Below are 15494 nucleotides of genomic sequence, written 5' to 3'. Positions count from 1 at the left end.
CCCGCGCGGTGGCGAATTCTCAGTGGAACGCGTCGTAGGTCATGATGTTCTGGCGTAAGGCCGAGAGGAACGAAAACGCGTTTTCCACCCGTGCGCCTTCGAAGCCCATGTAGTAGTTGTTGGCGTCCAGCACGGTCCCGGCGCCGCGCTTGTTGTCCGGGTGCAGGCAGTAGGGAATGGCCAGCAGGCCGCTGTCGAACGCGGCGAGGATGGCTTCGGAAATGTCGCTGTCCAGGGCCAGGGTCCCGTTGATCAGCGCCCCGGCCTTGTCGAGGATGCGTCGGTATTCCTGCTGGTCGAATGGGATCGACCTGAGCGTATGATCCGAGCGCAGGCAGTAGTCGGCGTACTCCAGCGCCGCGATGTTTTCCTCGACCCGTGGAATGCGCCGGGATTCCACCGGGGTCTTGACGATCACCCGCTGCACGCCGGCGGCGCGCACCACCGACAGCGCGTCCTGGGTGATGCGGCAGAACCCGCCAAGGGTGCGCGGGAAAAAGCCCATGAAGACGTAGGCCACGAAGTGGTAGCTGCCCGGGGCGAAGTGCTCGCCCACCAGGGTCTTCAAGGCGCTCAGCGCGGCCAGGTCCTGCAAGGGCGAGGTGCCCTGGGCATAGGAGAATGCCAGGGTGGCGATGCCATGCTGGCGCAGGAACAGGCCCTCGAGCACATTCAGCGCGACCAGGATCGCCGGGTCGCACATCTGGCCCATCATGCAGCCGGCAAAACTCTCGATATGGCTATCGGGCACGCCCTCGGAGAGCACCCGGCAAGCCTTCTGCCAGTGGCCGAACGCCGCGCGCAACGGTGTGCGGCTGTAGGGCAGGCAATAGGACACCGGCCCCCCCTCGGTGGCCGAAAGGCCGACTTCGGTCATGCGCTGGAAGATATGCACAGGGTCGGGCGAGCCGTGGCGCACCTGCACCGGCGTCGCATAGCGATGTTCGATGGTATCGAGCATGGCCTTGGTGTCGGCGACGGCATGATTGACGATGGGGTAACCATTGAGCATCGAGCCGGTATCGATGGCCTTTTGCGCCGACTTGAGGTCGTTGACGCGGGTGAAGGCGTCGAGGGTGATGGTGCAGACGGTATGGGCGCGGCTGGCGGCGGTGGCCTCCAGGCCGTGCTTCATGCGCTCCAGCGAGCTGAAGCCCAGGCGTGGCTGCAGCACCGGGCCGCGCTCGGCGAAGTGCCCGAGTACATAGGCGTTGAAATCCTGCATGGAAGGGGTCTCTTGAGGCGAAGACGGGCCGGTGCCTGGCGCACCGGCCGGGCGAGGGTCACGAGCCGCTGCGGGCCAAGGTGTCCTGGTGGGCGCTGGCGTTGTCGAGCAGCGCCTGGAAACGGTCGAAGTTGTTCTTGTCGCTGTCGTCGAAGACCGCGTCGAAGCCCGCTTGCAGCAGGGTATGGCTGTAGCGCTCGAGGGTCGGCGCGTCATTCTCGGTGCAGATCTTGCCGCCGATGCACAGGCTGCCCCTGAAACGGCCTTCATCACGGATCCGCTGCGCCAGTTCGACGCCCTCCAGGTAGCCGTGGCCGTTGACCGTGCTGACCACGATCAGGTCGCAAGGGTGCTGCTTGAGCCAGTCGACGACATCGCGCATCGGCGTATTCGGTCCCATGTTGTGGACCTGATAATTGGCCTCGCTCAGGAGGAACTCCATGAAGACCATGTTCCAACTGTGAGAGTCAGAAGGAATCGTCAGCAGAAGTGCAGTTTTTTCGTGTCTCATAGGTCCTCCGCCAATGCGTTAAAAGTTGAGCTTTGGTAATAAGGAAGGGCGTTTTGGAAGTTGCAGAAGTTCTCCGTGACGGTGGAGATGTAGCCCCACTTGTCGATGTAGTTTCTGGGGAATGGCTTGGCACCTTCGCGTTTGTCGCGTTCGCGCGCCGTTACATAGTTTGGCCAATCATTGGAGCGTGGCCGGCGGTGATGGAAGTCATGGCAAGGCGTATCGCCGACCATGATGAAGATGCGCACGAACAGGTGGTAAGTGAATGTCTTCGACAGCCATACGGTTATACAGGCCAGGCGCAGCAGTGGCCCGGCATTGGCCGGAATGCGCAATGCCTCGCCGATGAATACCGAGGTGGTGCTGTCGCAGATGAAGTCGACACCGCGCTTCTCGAGGACCTCGACGCTGGGCCAGGTGTGCTCGGCCGCCAGGCGGAACGTGGTGCTGATGTGGTAGCCCATGAACACCGGCAGCACCCAGGCCGCGACGAACACGTCGAGGTGACCAACGGCCCAGGCCGCTAGCAGCAGGCCGGCCCATCCGCCGATGGTGAGCGCGGCGACCATGCGGTCAGGGGCGCTGGCGTTGGCCTTGATGCGGTTGAACGAGGTGCGCAGGATGGCCAGTGGCGAGAAGGCCGCGAATACCAGCTTGGTCCACATCATGGCGATGCTGTCGCTGGGCTTGAGGCCCACCACGCCTTGCAGGTAGGTGAGCGTGTCGTCCTGATCGGTCAGCAGGGTCCTGGAGCTGTGGTGGAGCATGTGCTCCTGTTTGTAGATCGTGTAGGGCTTGAGCATGAAGACCGCGGAGATGACATGGCCGACTACGGTATTGGTGCGGCGGCTGGCGAATGCCATGTCGTGGGCGCAGTTGTGGCAGATCATCACTTGCATCTGTTTGATGCCGCCGGCGGCAAAGATAAAACCCAGCAACCACAGCAACAGGCTGTCATGGATATAACCCGTCGCGGTCAGTAATACGCCGATGGTTATAAAGCTGGCGGCCACGGCAACATGAAACATAGGGGTGCGCTTGCCCGCTTTGGAAAGTTCCTCGGCCAACGGCTTGGCACTCAGCCAGCTCAAGAATGGCTGAAGAAAATCGGGTAACGGCCGCATTGTTTCTCGTGGCGTTATTTCATCTGGGGTTTCCACACTTTCCACTCCCGAAAACTTGTATTGGGGGTGGACCATAACCGCCTGTAATGGCTATTTGAATTCCAAATTATGGAGATCGATTTTGCATTTTTAGGCATTGCATTGGCGCGTCTTCAAGCACTCTCCACATCACCTCGATGCAGGCTTCAACGCCGCTGGCCAGACGCTGTGTTACGCTGCCCGCGCGTTTTGTGGACGGAAAGAAAGCAACAGATGAACTGGGATGACCTGAAGACCTTCATATCGGTCGCCAAGACCTGCAACGTCACCGACGCCGGCGCCGCCCTGCGGGTTTCGGCGTCCACGGTGTCACGCAAGATCGTGGCGCTTGAAGAGGCGTTGGGGTCGGCGCTTTTTCTGAAGAGAACCAACGGCTACTTCCTGACCGAGGCCGGCAAGGCGTTGCTACCCTTGGCGCTGGAGGCCGAAGAGCGTTTCAAGTTGATCGAGCGGCAGATCGCCCACCCCAACGAGCATGCGGGTGGCTGCGTGCGCATCGATTGCCCCGAGGTCATGGGCACGCACTTGATCATTCCGGCGCTGGAGCAATTGCACGAGCAATACCCCGATATTCATTTCGACCTGGTCAATTCGGCGCTGTCGTCGAAGCTGACGCACAGTCACAGCGATATCATCATTCGCCTGCATCGCCCGGAAAACGGCAACTTCACCATGCGCTGCCTGGGGCGCCTGACCCAGGGACTGTTCTGTTCCGACAGCTATGCCGCGCGGCATGGCCTGCCGCAGCAGGCGGCGGAGCTACGGCGCCACCAGTTGATCGGCTGGACCGAGGAAATGACCCACATGCCGCTCGCGCGCTGGTTGCACGAACTGGGCAATGGTCACAAGCCCTGGTTGCGCCTGCAGAACCTCAACGCGCAGATCAATGCCGTGGCTGCTGGCTTGGGCATTGCCGCGCTGCCGATCTATGTGGGCATGCGCAACGGCTTTACCCGCGTGCTGCCCAATGGACCTGCGCATGGCGCGGATATCTGGCTGTTGCGCAACCTGGCGAGCCAGGACCTCAAGCGGGTCAGCGTGGTCACCGAACACCTGATCGGCTTCTTCGCTCAGACCGACACCGACCTGCCGTGAGGCGGACGCGTTTCAGGGGCGCAGGATCAGTGCTCCCAGGGTCTGCCGGTCATGGAGCAACTGGTGCACCTGGCCGGCGTCCGCCATGTCGTGGGAGGTGATGCGTGGCACCTTGATCTGCTCGGTCTTCAGCGCGTCCATCACCCGGCGAGCGGCCATGCGCAACTCATCGCGCTCGGCGACATAGTGCTTGAGGGTCGGGCGGGTGACATGCAGCGAGCCTAGCGCGCCCAGGCGCGACAGATTGAAACCGGTCACGTCCCCCGAGGCATTGCCAAACAGCACCAATTGGCCGCGACGGCGCAGGCTGGCGAGGGAAAATTCCACGGTGTCCTTGCCGATGGAGTCGAAGGCCACGTCGACGCCGCGTCCGTCGGTCAGCTCGCGAATGGCCTGGAGGGTGCTGGTGTCGCGGTTGTCCAGCGCGGCGATGCAGCCGGCATTCAGGGCCGCCTGGCGCTTGGCCGGGGTCGAGGCCAGGCCGATGACCTTCATGCCGCGCGCGGCCAGCCAACTGGTGGCGATGCTGCCGACGCCACCGGCGGCGGCGTGCCACAGCACCCAGTCACCGGTCATCAGCGGCACGCAGCGGTGGGTCAGGTATTCGGCGGTGATGCCCTTGAACATGACGGCCGCCGCCGTTTCGAAGCTGATCTCGGGGTCCAGGCGGATCACTCGTGCCGCTGGCACGATGGCGTGGCTGGCGTAGCTGCCCGAAGAACCATCGATGAAGGCGACACGGTCGCCGACCTTCAGTTCGGTGACGTCCGGGGCACGCGCGATGACTTCGCCGGCGCCCTCGGTGCCGAGGCCGCGTGGGTAGGCTGAACCATCATCCAGCGCCCCCGAGCGGCGGTAGGTGTCGATGAAATTGACGCCTGCGGCCTGGATGGCGACGAGCACCTGCCCGTCGCTCAAAGCAGGGAGAGCCTGCTCGTGCAGGTACAGGACCTCCGGGTTGCCAGGCGCATCGAACATTACGGCTGTGGCGCGGGTCATCAGGCAGTCCTCACAGGTTGCTGGTACGCACGAAGATCCAGGCGGCCACGGCGATCAGCATCAGGCCGAACACCACGTTCTGCGCCTTGAGCAGGCCAGGGCGGACCGCCAGCAGGCGCTGGATGGTCGCGCCCATGGAGACCCAGATGATATGGGCGGTGAAGTTCACCAGGATCAGTGCCAGGCTCAGGGCCAGCACCGCACCGCTGTTGCTGGTGCCGGCGGGGATGAAGGTGGAGAACATCACCAGCAGCATCACCAACCCCTGGACGTTGCCCAGCTGGACGATGATGCCGTCGCGAAACTGCAGGTCCAGTTGCCGGTCGCCGGCCTTGCGCATCGGCCGGATGATCAGCTTGATCCCCAGCCAGAGGATGTACAGGCTGCCGGCCACCCGTAGCACCCACATCAGGTTGGGGCTGGCCATGATCGTGTGATAGAGCCCCAGGCCCACCAGCACGGCGATCAGGAAGTAGGTGGCATCGAGGCCGACGATGAACTTGACCGAGCGGCGCACGCCGCTTTGCGCGCCGGAGGTCGCCACCATGAGGTTGCCGGGGCCGGCGCTCAGGGCCAGGGGCACCATGGTGGTCAGCCAGAGCGCCCAGTTGATTTCTACAGACACAGGGACTTTACCTTTCGCAAGATAATCAGGACGTTGCGCGCCAGTCTAAGTCCGGTGCCGGTGATTGGTTATCGCCAAAAATGGAAAACCGCCAGCCATAAATGGGGTATGCGCCCAGGCCCTGGGCGCTGCTCAGCGAGCTCGCAAATGCGCGACCAGTTCCCGGGTGAAGCCGGGCAGGGCGCTGAAGTCGCGCGCGCACAGGCGCAGACGGCGATTGGCCCAGGCATCCTGCAGGGCGACCCAGTGCAAGGCCAGCCGGCCGTGCCAGCGCAGCACCGCCGCCCGTGGCACGACACCCACCCCGGCGCCGCCGGCGACCATGCGGATCACCCCGTCGAAGCCTTCGGCGCGGACTCGCACCTGCAAGCGCCGGCCCAGGTGCAGGGCCTGCTCTTCCAGATGCAGGGCCAAGGCGCTGCCGGCGCCCAGGCAAACGTGCCCGTGATCAAGACAATCGGCAAACCTTGGGGCCGGGCGACTGGCCAGGGGATGCCCGGGCGGCGTCAGCAATACCAGTGGATCGTCGCGAAAGTCCAGGGTCTGTAGGTGATCACAGGGGGCGGCGTCGGACACTATCCCCAGGTCGGCCATGCCTTGGGTGACTGACTGGACGATCCGCAGGCTGGGCAACTCCTGGACATCGATGCTGATCCCCGGGTGGCGCGCCAGGTGGCTGGCCAGCAGCTCCGGCAGGTACTCGGTCAAGGCCGCGGTGTTGCATAGCAGACGTATCTGGCCCTGCTGGCCCTGGGCGTATTGCCAGAGGTCGTACTGCAGGCGCTCAATCTGCTGGGCGATCAGCCGGGCATGCAGCAGCAGGGCCTGCCCGGCGGGCGTGGCCTGGACACCGCGGCGGTTGCGCTCGAGCAGGGGGATGCCGAGTGACGCCTCCATTGCGCGGATACGCGCGCTGGCCGCTGGCAGGGACAAGTGGCTGCGCTGGGCGCCAGCTGTGATGTTGCCGCACTCCAGGGTGTGCTGGAACAGCTTGAGGTCGATCAGGTCGAAATGCATCTGTCTCTGTCCTGGCAAGAGTCTGGCTGCAGGTATGACAGATTTTCAGGCGGCCGTCGCCAGGCGAGGATGGCGCCATGAATACCGTCTTCTCGTTCTACCAGGATATGGGGCCAGGCCAGACGCTGCTGGCGATACTGACGTTCTTGCTGGCCGGCGTGGTCAAGGGCGTGATCGGCCTTGGCCTGCCGACTGTCGCCATGGGGCTGCTTGGTTTGACTATGCCTACGGTGCAGGCAGCGGCGCTGTTGATCGTGCCTTCGACGCTGACCAACCTTTGGCAGTTGGCCAGCGGTGGCCAGCTGGCGGCCTTGTGGCGGCGGCTGAGCTGGATGTTGCTGGCGACTTTCCTCGGGACCTTGTTCGGCAGTGCCTGGCAGGGGCTCGACAGTGGCCCGTGGGCCGCCCATGCATTGGGTGGCGCGTTGCTGCTCTATGCCCTGCATGGGCTGAGCGGTCGCGGTTGGCGGATCGCCCCCGCCCATGAGCGCTGGCTGGGGCCGTTGTGCGGGCTGCTGACAGGCATGGTGACCGCGGCCACCGGCGTGTTCGTGATGCCCGCGGTGCCTTACCTGCAGGGGCTGGGGCTCGACCGCGAGGCGCTGGTCCAGGCGCTGGGCTTGTCGTTCAGTGTCTCGACCCTGGCACTGGCCATCGGCCTGGCTGGCCAGGATGCGCTGGGCGGCCAGGCGTTGGGGGCGTCACTGCTGATGCTGGCGCCGGCCTTGCTCGGCATGTTCATCGGACAATGGTTGCGGGGCCGGATCAGCGCGGTGTTGTTCAAGCGCTGCTTCTTCATCGGCATGGCGCTGCTGGGCAGTCACCTGCTGATCAACGGTTAGCCGACGAGGCACTGAGCATGTCGAGCGCCTGGATCTCGAAATCACGCTCCAGGTAGTCCATGCGCTTTTCGAAGAACGCACGCATGTGCGGCAGGGCCAGATGCACGTCCAGGTCGGCCTGGCTCGCCCAGACTTCGAAGAATACGAACAGGCTCGGGTCTTGCTGGTCGCGCAGCATGTGGTACTCGAGGCAGCCCGGTTCCTGGCGGCTGGGCTCGACACAGGGGCGGAACAATTGCTCGAAGGCTTCGGCCTGTTCCGGACGGGTCTTGGCTTTGAGGATGAAGGCGTGTGGCTGGGGCATGGAACTGTGCTCGGTAGCGGCTGGGGATGCCGATTCTAAATCAACAATATGTTCAGCATTCGTGATTGCCTGGCAAATGTGTTTTGCCCGGCGATAGCTGTTTACCACGCCCGCGAGCGCCTACCCTGCCGGCAAATACCTATTCGAGCCCGTGAATCGTCATGAAAAAGATCCTCCTGCTCAACGGCGGCAAGCGTTTCGCCCACTCCGATGGCCGCCTCAACCAGACCTTGCACGATGCGGCGCTGGTCCATCTGGACCGAGCCGGTCACGACCTGCGGGAGACCTTCATCGACGGTGGCTACGACGCGCAGGTGGAGGTGGAGAAGTTCCTCTGGGCCGATGTGGTGATCTACCAGATGCCAGGTTGGTGGATGGGGGCGCCATGGACCGTGAAGCAGTACATTGACGAGGTGTTCACCGCTGGCCACGGCCGCCTTTACGCCAACGATGGCCGCACCCGCGCGGACAACTCGCAGAAATACGGCAGCGGCGGCCTGGTGCACGGCAAGCAGTACATGCTGTCGCTGACCTGGAACGCCCCGCAGCAGGCCTTCGACGACCCGGAGGATTTCTTCGAGGGCAAAGGCGTGGATGCGCTGTACTTTGCCTTCCACAAGGCCAACCAGTTCCTCGGCATGACGGCCTTGCCGACCTACCTGGCCGTGGATGTGATGAAGCGCCCGGATGTACCGGCGGCGTTGGCGGCTTATGAGCAACATTTGACCGAGGTGTTGGGCAAGGGCCGCTAACCGTTCACGCGAGGCGCCAGCCTTGCTGGCGAACTGTGCCCTTGCACGGATTCAGATCAACCGCTATCAATCACGGCAATCTCTTGCCAAGGCCAACCGTGTGAAAACCCGATCCGAAGAGCTCCTGGTATTCGTCGCCGTCATCGATTGCGGCTCGATCTCCGCCGCCGCCGAGCAGATGGGCCAGACCCCATCGGCGGTCAGCCGCACCTTGTCGCGGTTGGAGGGCAAGCTGGGCACCACCCTGGTCAACCGCACCACCCGACGCATGGACCTGACCGAGGAGGGTCGATTTTTCCTCGAGCGCGCCCGGGTGATCCTCGAGCAGATGGACGACATGGAAGAGCGCCTGTCGATGAATCGCCAGACCCCGTCCGGGCGCCTGCGCATCAACGCCGCCGCGCCGTTCATGCTGCACGCGATCCTGCCGTGGATCGGTGAGTTCCGCCAGCAATACCCCGCCATCGAGCTGGAGCTCAATACCGACGACCTGATCATCGACCTGCTGGAGCAGAGCACCGATGTGGCCATCCGCATCGGTGAGCTGGCCGACTCCAGCCTGCACGCCCGCTCGCTGGGCTGCAGCCCGGTGCAGGTCCTGGCCAGCCCCGAGTACCTGGCGCGCCACGGCACGCCGGAACAGGTCGAGGACCTCAGCGGGCACAACCTGCTGGGTTTCAGTTCGCCCGAATCGCTCAATCAATGGCCGCTGCGCCACGCCCAGGGCGACCGTTGGCCGATTCGCCCGCAGTTGATCGCCTCCAGCGGCGAGACCTTGCGCCAGCTGGCCATCGCTGGCGAGGGCATTGTCAGCCTGTCGCATTTCATGACCCACGAGGACATCCGTGCCGGCCGCCTGCAGGTGCTGCTCGGCGAGCACAACAACGGCTACCGCCAGCCGATCCATGCGGTGTACTACCGCAACACCCAGCTGGCGCTGCGCATCCAGTGCTTCCTCGACTTCATCCAGAAAAAACTGGCGATCTACGCCTGCTGAGTGTCCTGAACGCGACAGGTTCTGTCCGTCGGCGGCGGAAGTTTCCTACGGTGTTTGCTTAGTCGAAACGCTTCGGCCTTAATGACTGATCAACAAAAACAACACCAAGGAAGTGCGCATGCGTATCGTCATGTTCCAGCCGCTGGCCCTCGGGGCGGCAATCCTGAGCTGTTCCTCGGCCTTTGCCGTGACCCTCGAAGGCGGCGCGGTGGCCGCGCCTGATCAATATGGCGCACAGGTGGCCGCCGACATTCTCAAGAAGGGCGGCAATGCGGTGGACGCCGCGGTCGCCACTGCTTTCACCCTCGCCGTGACCTACCCCGAGGCTGGCAACATTGGCGGCGGCGGCTTCATGACCCTGTTCGTCGATGGCAAGCCGTACTTCCTCGATTACCGCGAAGTGGCGCCCAAGGCCGCGACCAAGACCATGTACCTGGACGACAAGGGCGAAGTGATCGAGAACCTCAGCCTGGTCGGTGCCCGCGCCGCCGGCGTGCCGGGCACGGTGATGGGCCTGTGGGAGGCGCACCAGAAGTTCGGCAAGCTCAAGTGGAGCGAGCTGTTGACCCCGGCCATCGGCTACGCGCGCAACGGCTTCAAGATCGCCCAGAAGCAGTACCAGTACCGCGACGACGCCCAGGGCATGTTCAAGACCGCCACCAATTTCAACGACTATTTCGGCAGCATGAAGGTTGGCGAGCTGTTCAAGCAGCCGGAGTTGGCGCAGACCCTGGAGCGCATTGCCGACAAGGGTGTCAGCGAGTTCTACCAGGGCAAGACCGCCGACTTGCTGGTGGCGCAGATGCAGGCCGACAAGGGCCTGATCAGCAAGGACGACCTCAAGGACTACAAGGCCGTATGGCGTGACCCGATCGCCATCGACTGGCGCGGCAATGTGGTCTACACCGCGCCGCCGCCAAGCTCCGGCGGCGTCGCCCTGGCCCAGCTGCTGGGCATCAAGGAAGACCGCGCGGCGGACTTCAAGGGCGTCGAGCACAACTCGGCCAAGTACATCCACCTGCTGGCCGAGATCGAGAAACGCGTGTTCGCCGACCGCGCCGACTACCTGGGCGACCCGGCTTTCACCCAAGTGCCGGTCGACCAGTTGATCGCCAAGGACTACCTGGCCAAGCGCGCCGCCCAGGTCAACCCGACTGCGATTTCCGCAACCGACCAGGTCAAGCCGGGGCTGGAACCGCACCAGACCACGCACTTCTCGATCGTCGACAAGCAAGGCAACGCAGTGAGCAACACCTACACCCTCAACCTCGACTACGGCAGCGGCGTGGTGGTCAAGGGCGCGGGCTTCCTGCTCAACGATGAGATGGACGACTTCAGCGCCAAGCCGGGCGCGGCCAACGCCTTCGGCGTGGTCGGCGGTGACGCCAATGCCATTGCCCCCGGCAAGCGCATGCTGTCGTCGATGAGCCCGAGCCTGGTGACCCGTGATGGCAAGGTGGTGCTGGTGGTGGGCACGCCGGGTGGTTCGCGGATCTTCACCTCGATCTTCCAGGTGATGAACAATCTGTACGACTTCGGCATGCCGCTGGAGAAGGCCGTGGCGGCGCAGCGCGTGCATCATCAGTTGCTGCCCAAGGACACGATCTACTTCGACAGCTATGCGCCGCTCAAGGGCGTGGTGGCCGATGACCTGAAGAAAATGGGTTATGTGCTGGAGGATCAGGGCTGGGAGATGGGCGACATCCAGGCGATCCGGGTGACCGGGGAGAAGCTGGAGACCGCTTCCGATCCGCGTGGGCGCGGGGTGGGGATGATCGTCAAGTAAGTTGTTGCAGCCTTGGGAGGGTGTTGCCCTCCCATCGCGACACAAGGCCGCTGCCACAGGGATCGCGCTAGCTTTAGCAGTTGAGCAAGTCAGTTGCCCCCACAGGACAGATGCTGCCCTTGAATGCCGCGATGTCCCTGTGGGAGCGGCCTTGTGTCGCGAAAGGGCTGCGCAGCAGCCCTAAAGCCTGAAATCAGACGCGGAACTGGCTGACCAGCGTCTGCAGGTGCCCGCCCAGGCGCGCCAGCTCGACGCTGGAGGCGGCGGTCTCGTCGCTGGCCGCGGCGGTCTGTTCCGACACGTCGCGCACGTTGAGGATGCTGCGGCTGATTTCCTCGGCGACCGCGCTCTGCTGCTCGGCGGCGGCGGCGATCTGCTGGTTCATCGACTGGATGTTCGACACCGTGCGGGTGATGCTGTCCAGCGAGTCGCCGGCCTTGCGCGCCAGCTCGACACTGCTGTCGGTCAGGCTGCGGCTACCGTTCATCACTTCGGCGACCTGCTGGGTGCCGTTCTGCAGGCTGGCGATCAGCCCTTCGATCTCTTCGGTGGACTGCTGGGTGCGCTGGGCCAGGCCCCGCACCTCGTCGGCGACCACGGCGAAGCCACGGCCGGCTTCACCGGCACGGGCCGCTTCGATGGCGGCGTTGAGCGCCAGCAGGTTGGTCTGCTCGGCCACCGACTTGATCACGTCCATGACGCTGCCGATCTTCTGGCTTTCCTGCTGCAGCAGGGTCATGGCCTCGGTGGATCGGTGCACTTCCTGGGCCAGGCGCTCGATCTGGCTGATCGCCTCGCCGACCACCTTGTCACCGACACGGGCTTCGTCATCGGCATTGGTGGCGGCGTGGGAGGCCTGCTCGGCGTTGCGCGCGACTTCCTGCACGGTGGCGGCCATCTCGTGCATGGCGGTGGCCACCTGGTCGGTCTCGACCTTCTGGCTGTTGGCGCCGGCGCTGGTCTGCTCGGTCACTGCCGACAGTTCTTCGGCGGCGCTGGCGATCTGGGTGACACCGTCGCGGATGCCGGTGATCAAGTCGCGCAGGGTATTGCCCATGCGCGCGATGCCTTGCTGCAGCGCGCCCAGTTCGTCGCGGCGGGTGACGCGCAGGGTCTGGGTCAGGTCGCCGCTGGCGATTTTCTCCACGGCGTCCATGGTCTCGCGCAGCGGGCGGGTGATCTGGCGGGTGATGATGAACGCGGCGAGCACGCCGACCAGCAGCGCCAGCAGGGTGGCGGTGGTCTGCAGGCTGCGGGCCTGGATGCTTTCGGCATCGCGGCGTTCGATCTGGATCTGGTACAGCGCGTCGCTGCGCTTGACGATATCGGCGCCCTGCACGGTCATTTCGGCACGGGCCACGCCGATGGCAGCGGTGGCATCGCGGAACTGGCGCACGGCGTCGCGGTAGGCCAGCACGGCGCTTTCGAACTGCTGGATGCGCGAGGCTTCGGCCGGCAGTTGGCGCTTGAGGCTGTCGATCTCGGTCAGGGCGCTTTCCAGCTGGCGCACGGCAGCCTGTTCGGCCTCGGGCGTCAGGTCGGCGATGTAGCTGCGTACATCCAGGCGTACCTGCACCAGTTGCTGCTTGGCCTTGCTGATCAACAGGTACTGGGCCAGGTGGGCGGCATCGCTCTCCGGGCTGGACAGCACGGCGCTGCTGATCGCCTCGATGGCGTCGTTGGCGCGGGCGGCGGCCTGGTTCATCGCGTCACGGGCGGCGAGGGTGGTCTTGTAGCCCTGGCGCATCTTTTCCAGCGAGACCCGGTATTCACTGATGCTCTGGCCCTGCTCGCGCAGCAGCTTGAGGTTCTCGGGGCTGGTGAAGGTGTTGACCAGGTGCTGCTGCTGGTTGCCGAAGGCGTCGAGCTTGGCCTGGACATTGGCCGCCGAGGCGTCGTCACCGTTGGTCAGCATCCATTGCAAGCGCGCCACGCGCAGGTTGGTCAGGTCACTGTTGAGCTGGGTGATATCGCTCATCCAGTTGCTGCGGTTGATCAGGCTGCCCAGGCTGTTCCAGCCGGTCAGGGCCAGCAGGCCGGTCAGGACCAGGACCAGGCCGAAGCCCAGGCCGAGTTTAAGGTTGACGCTGATATTGGCGAACCAGCTGTTCATGCACGCTCTCCCAGAAAATGATTTCGCTCACTTGATCTCAATAGCTGGGCGTTGTTTTTGTCAGATAGCCCGCAGATTTGTGTAGGACTTATCGGCAAGAACGGGGGAAGCTGAAACGCTTTTTCAGCAAATTTGTAACTGGCTGAAATGCCTGGAGTTTTAGCCGTAGGCGGCGGCTTGCCGGCGAACACCGGCAAAGCCGCTGCCATGCACTGCGGCGCCTGGTTCGCCAGCAAGGCTGGCGCCTGCGATGTCAGAGACTGCGTGCCGCGAAGGTGTCGCAGCTGTTCACGTCACCACTGCTGAAGCCTGCCTTGAACCAGCGCACCCGCTGTTGCGAGGTGCCGTGGGTGAACGAGTCGGGCACTACCCGGCCCTGGCCCTGCTGTTGCAAGCGGTCGTCACCAATGGCGTTGGCGGCGTTCAGCGCCTCTTCCACATCCCCAGGCTCCAGCCAGTTCAGGCGCTTCTGCGCCTGGTAGGCCCAGACCCCGGCCAAGCAGTCGGCCTGCAGCTCCTGGCGTACCAGCAGGCCGTTGTCGCCTTCCATGCGCTGGCCATTGCGCCGCGCGGCATCGACCTTGGCCGAGACACCCAGCAAGGTCTGCACATGGTGGCCGATCTCGTGAGCGATCACGTAGGCCTGGGCGAAATCGCCGGCGGCCTTGAAGCGGGTTTCCATCTCGCGGAAGAAGGTCATGTCCAGGTACACACGCTGGTCGCCCGGGCAATAGAACGGCCCGACCGCCGAGGAGGCGAAGCCGCAGGCGGAATTGACCTGGCCGCTGAATAGCACCAGCTTGGGATCGCGGTACTGCTTGCCGGCCTGGGCGAACAGGGCCTTCCAGGTGTCCTCGGTGTCGCCGAGGATCGAGGCGACGAACTCGGCCTGCTCGTCGTTGGCCGGTGGCGCCTTGCCGCCGACATTGGCCGGCGCTGTCTGTTGCTGCTGCTCCATCTGCCCGGCGAGCTGGCCGAGGATCTGCAACGGGTCCTGCCCGGTCAACCAGCCGATGCCGACGATCAGCAAGATGGCGCCGAGCCCCAGGCCCTTGCCGCCACCGAAGCGCATGCCGCCACCGCCGCCGCCCTCGCCACGGGCATCGACCACATTGTCGCTGCGCCGGCCTTTTCGCCATTCCATCGGGTGTTCTCCACTGTGTGAAACATGAGGTCAAAGATTAGTTCAGGGCCGACGTTGGCGTCAGCTCAGGTTACTTGCATAACCAAATGGTTATGCCTGTGACCGTGGAATTCAATATTCATCCCGGTGTGGCTACCAGAAACTGCATGTCCGCCTGCCACGCCCGGGCGATTTCATAATTCCAAGAGAGGAAACCGGCATGCCCGCCCAGGACACCCGCCGCTTCGTGATCCGTGATCGCAACTGGCACCCCAAGGCCTTGACCCCTGACTACAAGACCTCGGTGGCGCGCTCGCCGCGCCAAGCGCTGGTCAGCATCCCGCAGTCGATCAGCGAAACCACTGGCCCCGACTTTTCCCACCTGCGCTTCGGCGAGCATGACCATGACCTGCTGCTGAACTTCAACCAGGGCGGTTTGCCGATCGGTGAGCGAATCATCGTCGCCGGTCGCGTGCTCGACCAGTACGGCACGCCGGTGCCCCATACCCTGGTGGAGATCTGGCAGGCCAACGCCGGTGGCCGCTACCGGCACAAGAACGACCGCTACCTGGCGCCGCTGGACCCGAACTTCGGTGGCGTCGGCCGCTGCCTGACCGACCGCGACGGTTATTACAGCTTCCGCACCATCAAGCCCGGCCCGTACCCCTGGCGCAACGGCCCCAACGACTGGCGTCCGGCGCATATCCACGTCAGCGTCAGCGGCCCGTCGATCGCCACCAAGTTGATTACCCAGCTGTATTTCGAAGGCGATCCGCTGATCCCGATGTGCCCGATCGTCAAGTCGATCGCCAATCCCGAGGCGGTCGAGCGGCTGATCGCCAAGCTCGACATGAGCCATGCCAATCCGATGGATTGCCTGGCGTATCGCTTCGACATCGTGCTGCGCGGTCAGCGCCAGACCCACTTCGAGAACCGTTGAGG

14 protein-coding genes and 2 pseudogenes are annotated in these 15494 nt (G+C 64.1%); 6 read left to right on the top strand and 10 right to left on the bottom strand.

From position 1 onward, the window contains the following. Positions 1–19: 19 nt before the first annotated feature. From HU772_RS21535 to HU772_RS21525, 3 genes are all read right to left on the bottom strand, one after another. Positions 20–1225: a methylaspartate mutase gene (locus tag HU772_RS21535; RefSeq protein ID WP_186661288.1), complete on the bottom strand. Its 1206-nt coding sequence runs from the start codon at positions 1223–1225 to the stop codon at positions 20–22. A gap of 58 nt (positions 1226–1283) precedes the next feature. Next, the gene (locus HU772_RS21530; RefSeq protein WP_186661290.1) at positions 1284–1667 is read right to left on the bottom strand and encodes a hypothetical protein; all 384 of its coding nucleotides are present in this window, start codon (positions 1665–1667) and stop codon (positions 1284–1286) included. Between the two features lie 65 nt (positions 1668–1732). Beyond that, a complete protein-coding gene (locus tag HU772_RS21525; RefSeq protein WP_217858733.1) occupies positions 1733–2896 on the bottom strand; it encodes a fatty acid desaturase family protein in 1164 nt (387 codons plus the stop codon). Between the two features lie 216 nt (positions 2897–3112). Between HU772_RS21525 and HU772_RS21520 the strand changes: the two genes are divergently transcribed. Continuing rightward, positions 3113–3994: a LysR family transcriptional regulator gene (locus HU772_RS21520; protein WP_186661294.1), complete on the top strand. Its 882-nt coding sequence runs from the start codon at positions 3113–3115 to the stop codon at positions 3992–3994. A gap of 12 nt (positions 3995–4006) precedes the next feature. On the opposite strand, the gene HU772_RS21515 is transcribed toward HU772_RS21520, so the two are convergent. The 3 genes from HU772_RS21515 to HU772_RS21505 form a co-directional block, all read right to left on the bottom strand. Further along, positions 4007–4993 (bottom strand): quinone oxidoreductase family protein, encoded by a 987-nt coding sequence (locus tag HU772_RS21515; RefSeq protein ID WP_186661296.1) that lies wholly within the window; start codon positions 4991–4993, stop codon positions 4007–4009. Positions 4994–5003: 10 nt separating this feature from the next. Next, positions 5004–5579, bottom strand: coding sequence for a LysE family translocator (locus HU772_RS21510; protein WP_186661365.1), 576 nt, complete (start codon positions 5577–5579; stop codon positions 5004–5006). Positions 5580–5750: 171 nt separating this feature from the next. Further along, entirely contained in the window at positions 5751–6635 is an 885-nt protein-coding gene (locus tag HU772_RS21505) for a LysR family transcriptional regulator (RefSeq protein ID WP_186661298.1), read from the bottom strand. Positions 6636–6712: 77 nt separating this feature from the next. Here HU772_RS21505 and HU772_RS21500 point away from each other — a divergent pair, with 77 nt between their 5' ends. Continuing rightward, positions 6713–7477: a sulfite exporter TauE/SafE family protein gene (locus tag HU772_RS21500; RefSeq protein ID WP_186661300.1), complete on the top strand. Its 765-nt coding sequence runs from the start codon at positions 6713–6715 to the stop codon at positions 7475–7477. Here the strand turns inward: HU772_RS21500 and HU772_RS21495 are convergent. Further along, entirely contained in the window at positions 7467–7781 is a 315-nt protein-coding gene (locus tag HU772_RS21495) for a putative quinol monooxygenase (protein WP_186661302.1), read from the bottom strand. The two genes, HU772_RS21500 and HU772_RS21495, sit on opposite strands and share 11 nt — an antisense overlap. 161 nt (positions 7782–7942) lie before the next feature. On the opposite strand from HU772_RS21495, the gene mdaB reads away from it, so the two are divergent. The 3 genes from mdaB to ggt all read left to right on the top strand — a co-directional run bounded on the left by mdaB (position 7943) and on the right by ggt (position 11316). Then, on the top strand, positions 7943–8533 hold the full coding sequence (gene mdaB / locus HU772_RS21490; RefSeq protein WP_186661304.1) for an NADPH:quinone oxidoreductase MdaB: 591 nt from the start codon (positions 7943–7945) through the stop codon (positions 8531–8533). A 100-nt stretch (positions 8534–8633) separates the two neighbouring features. Continuing rightward, positions 8634–9530 (top strand): LysR family transcriptional regulator, encoded by an 897-nt coding sequence (locus tag HU772_RS21485; RefSeq protein WP_186661305.1) that lies wholly within the window; start codon positions 8634–8636, stop codon positions 9528–9530. Positions 9531–9648: 118 nt separating this feature from the next. Further along, a complete protein-coding gene (ggt, locus tag HU772_RS21480) occupies positions 9649–11316 on the top strand; it encodes a gamma-glutamyltransferase (RefSeq protein ID WP_186661307.1) in 1668 nt (555 codons plus the stop codon). 316 nt (positions 11317–11632) lie between these two features. Here the strand turns inward: ggt and HU772_RS25375 are convergent. The 3 genes and pseudogenes from HU772_RS25375 to ypfJ form a co-directional block, all read right to left on the bottom strand. Then, positions 11633–12214: pseudogene (locus HU772_RS25375) on the bottom strand (methyl-accepting chemotaxis protein); the annotation flags it as partial. 198 nt (positions 12215–12412) lie between these two features. Continuing rightward, positions 12413–13294: pseudogene (locus HU772_RS25370) on the bottom strand (methyl-accepting chemotaxis protein); the annotation flags it as partial. A gap of 388 nt (positions 13295–13682) precedes the next feature. After that, on the bottom strand, positions 13683–14573 hold the full coding sequence (gene ypfJ, locus HU772_RS21470; RefSeq protein WP_186661311.1) for a KPN_02809 family neutral zinc metallopeptidase: 891 nt from the start codon (positions 14571–14573) through the stop codon (positions 13683–13685). Between the two features lie 199 nt (positions 14574–14772). Here ypfJ and pcaH point away from each other — a divergent pair, with 199 nt between their 5' ends. After that, entirely contained in the window at positions 14773–15492 is a 720-nt protein-coding gene (gene pcaH / locus HU772_RS21465; RefSeq protein WP_186661313.1) for a protocatechuate 3,4-dioxygenase subunit beta, read from the top strand. Positions 15493–15494 lie beyond the last annotated feature (2 nt).

Origin of the sequence: Pseudomonas xantholysinigenes (assembly GCF_014268885.2) — a bacterium.
Lineage (GTDB): Bacteria > Pseudomonadota > Gammaproteobacteria > Pseudomonadales > Pseudomonadaceae > Aquipseudomonas > Aquipseudomonas xantholysinigenes.
Note: the sequence above shows the minus strand (reverse complement) of the source record. Positions and strands in the feature narration are given on the sequence as shown.

Coding starts and splice junctions, on each gene's coding strand:
- HU772_RS21535 (WP_186661288.1), bottom strand. CDS start 1,225: ATGCAGGATTTCAACGCCTATGTACTCGGGCACTTCGCCGAGCGCGGC.
- pcaH (WP_186661313.1), top strand. CDS start 14,773: ATGCCCGCCCAGGACACCCGCCGCTTCGTGATCCGTGATCGCAACTGG.
- HU772_RS21520 (WP_186661294.1), top strand. CDS start 3,113: ATGAACTGGGATGACCTGAAGACCTTCATATCGGTCGCCAAGACCTGC.
- HU772_RS21530 (WP_186661290.1), bottom strand. CDS start 1,667: ATGGAGTTCCTCCTGAGCGAGGCCAATTATCAGGTCCACAACATGGGA.
- HU772_RS21510 (WP_186661365.1), bottom strand. CDS start 5,579: ATGGTGCCCCTGGCCCTGAGCGCCGGCCCCGGCAACCTCATGGTGGCG.
- ggt (WP_186661307.1), top strand. CDS start 9,649: ATGCGTATCGTCATGTTCCAGCCGCTGGCCCTCGGGGCGGCAATCCTG.
- HU772_RS21505 (WP_186661298.1), bottom strand. CDS start 6,635: ATGCATTTCGACCTGATCGACCTCAAGCTGTTCCAGCACACCCTGGAG.
- HU772_RS21495 (WP_186661302.1), bottom strand. CDS start 7,781: ATGCCCCAGCCACACGCCTTCATCCTCAAAGCCAAGACCCGTCCGGAA.
- mdaB (WP_186661304.1), top strand. CDS start 7,943: ATGAAAAAGATCCTCCTGCTCAACGGCGGCAAGCGTTTCGCCCACTCC.
- HU772_RS21500 (WP_186661300.1), top strand. CDS start 6,713: ATGAATACCGTCTTCTCGTTCTACCAGGATATGGGGCCAGGCCAGACG.
- ypfJ (WP_186661311.1), bottom strand. CDS start 14,573: ATGGAATGGCGAAAAGGCCGGCGCAGCGACAATGTGGTCGATGCCCGT.
- HU772_RS21515 (WP_186661296.1), bottom strand. CDS start 4,993: ATGACCCGCGCCACAGCCGTAATGTTCGATGCGCCTGGCAACCCGGAG.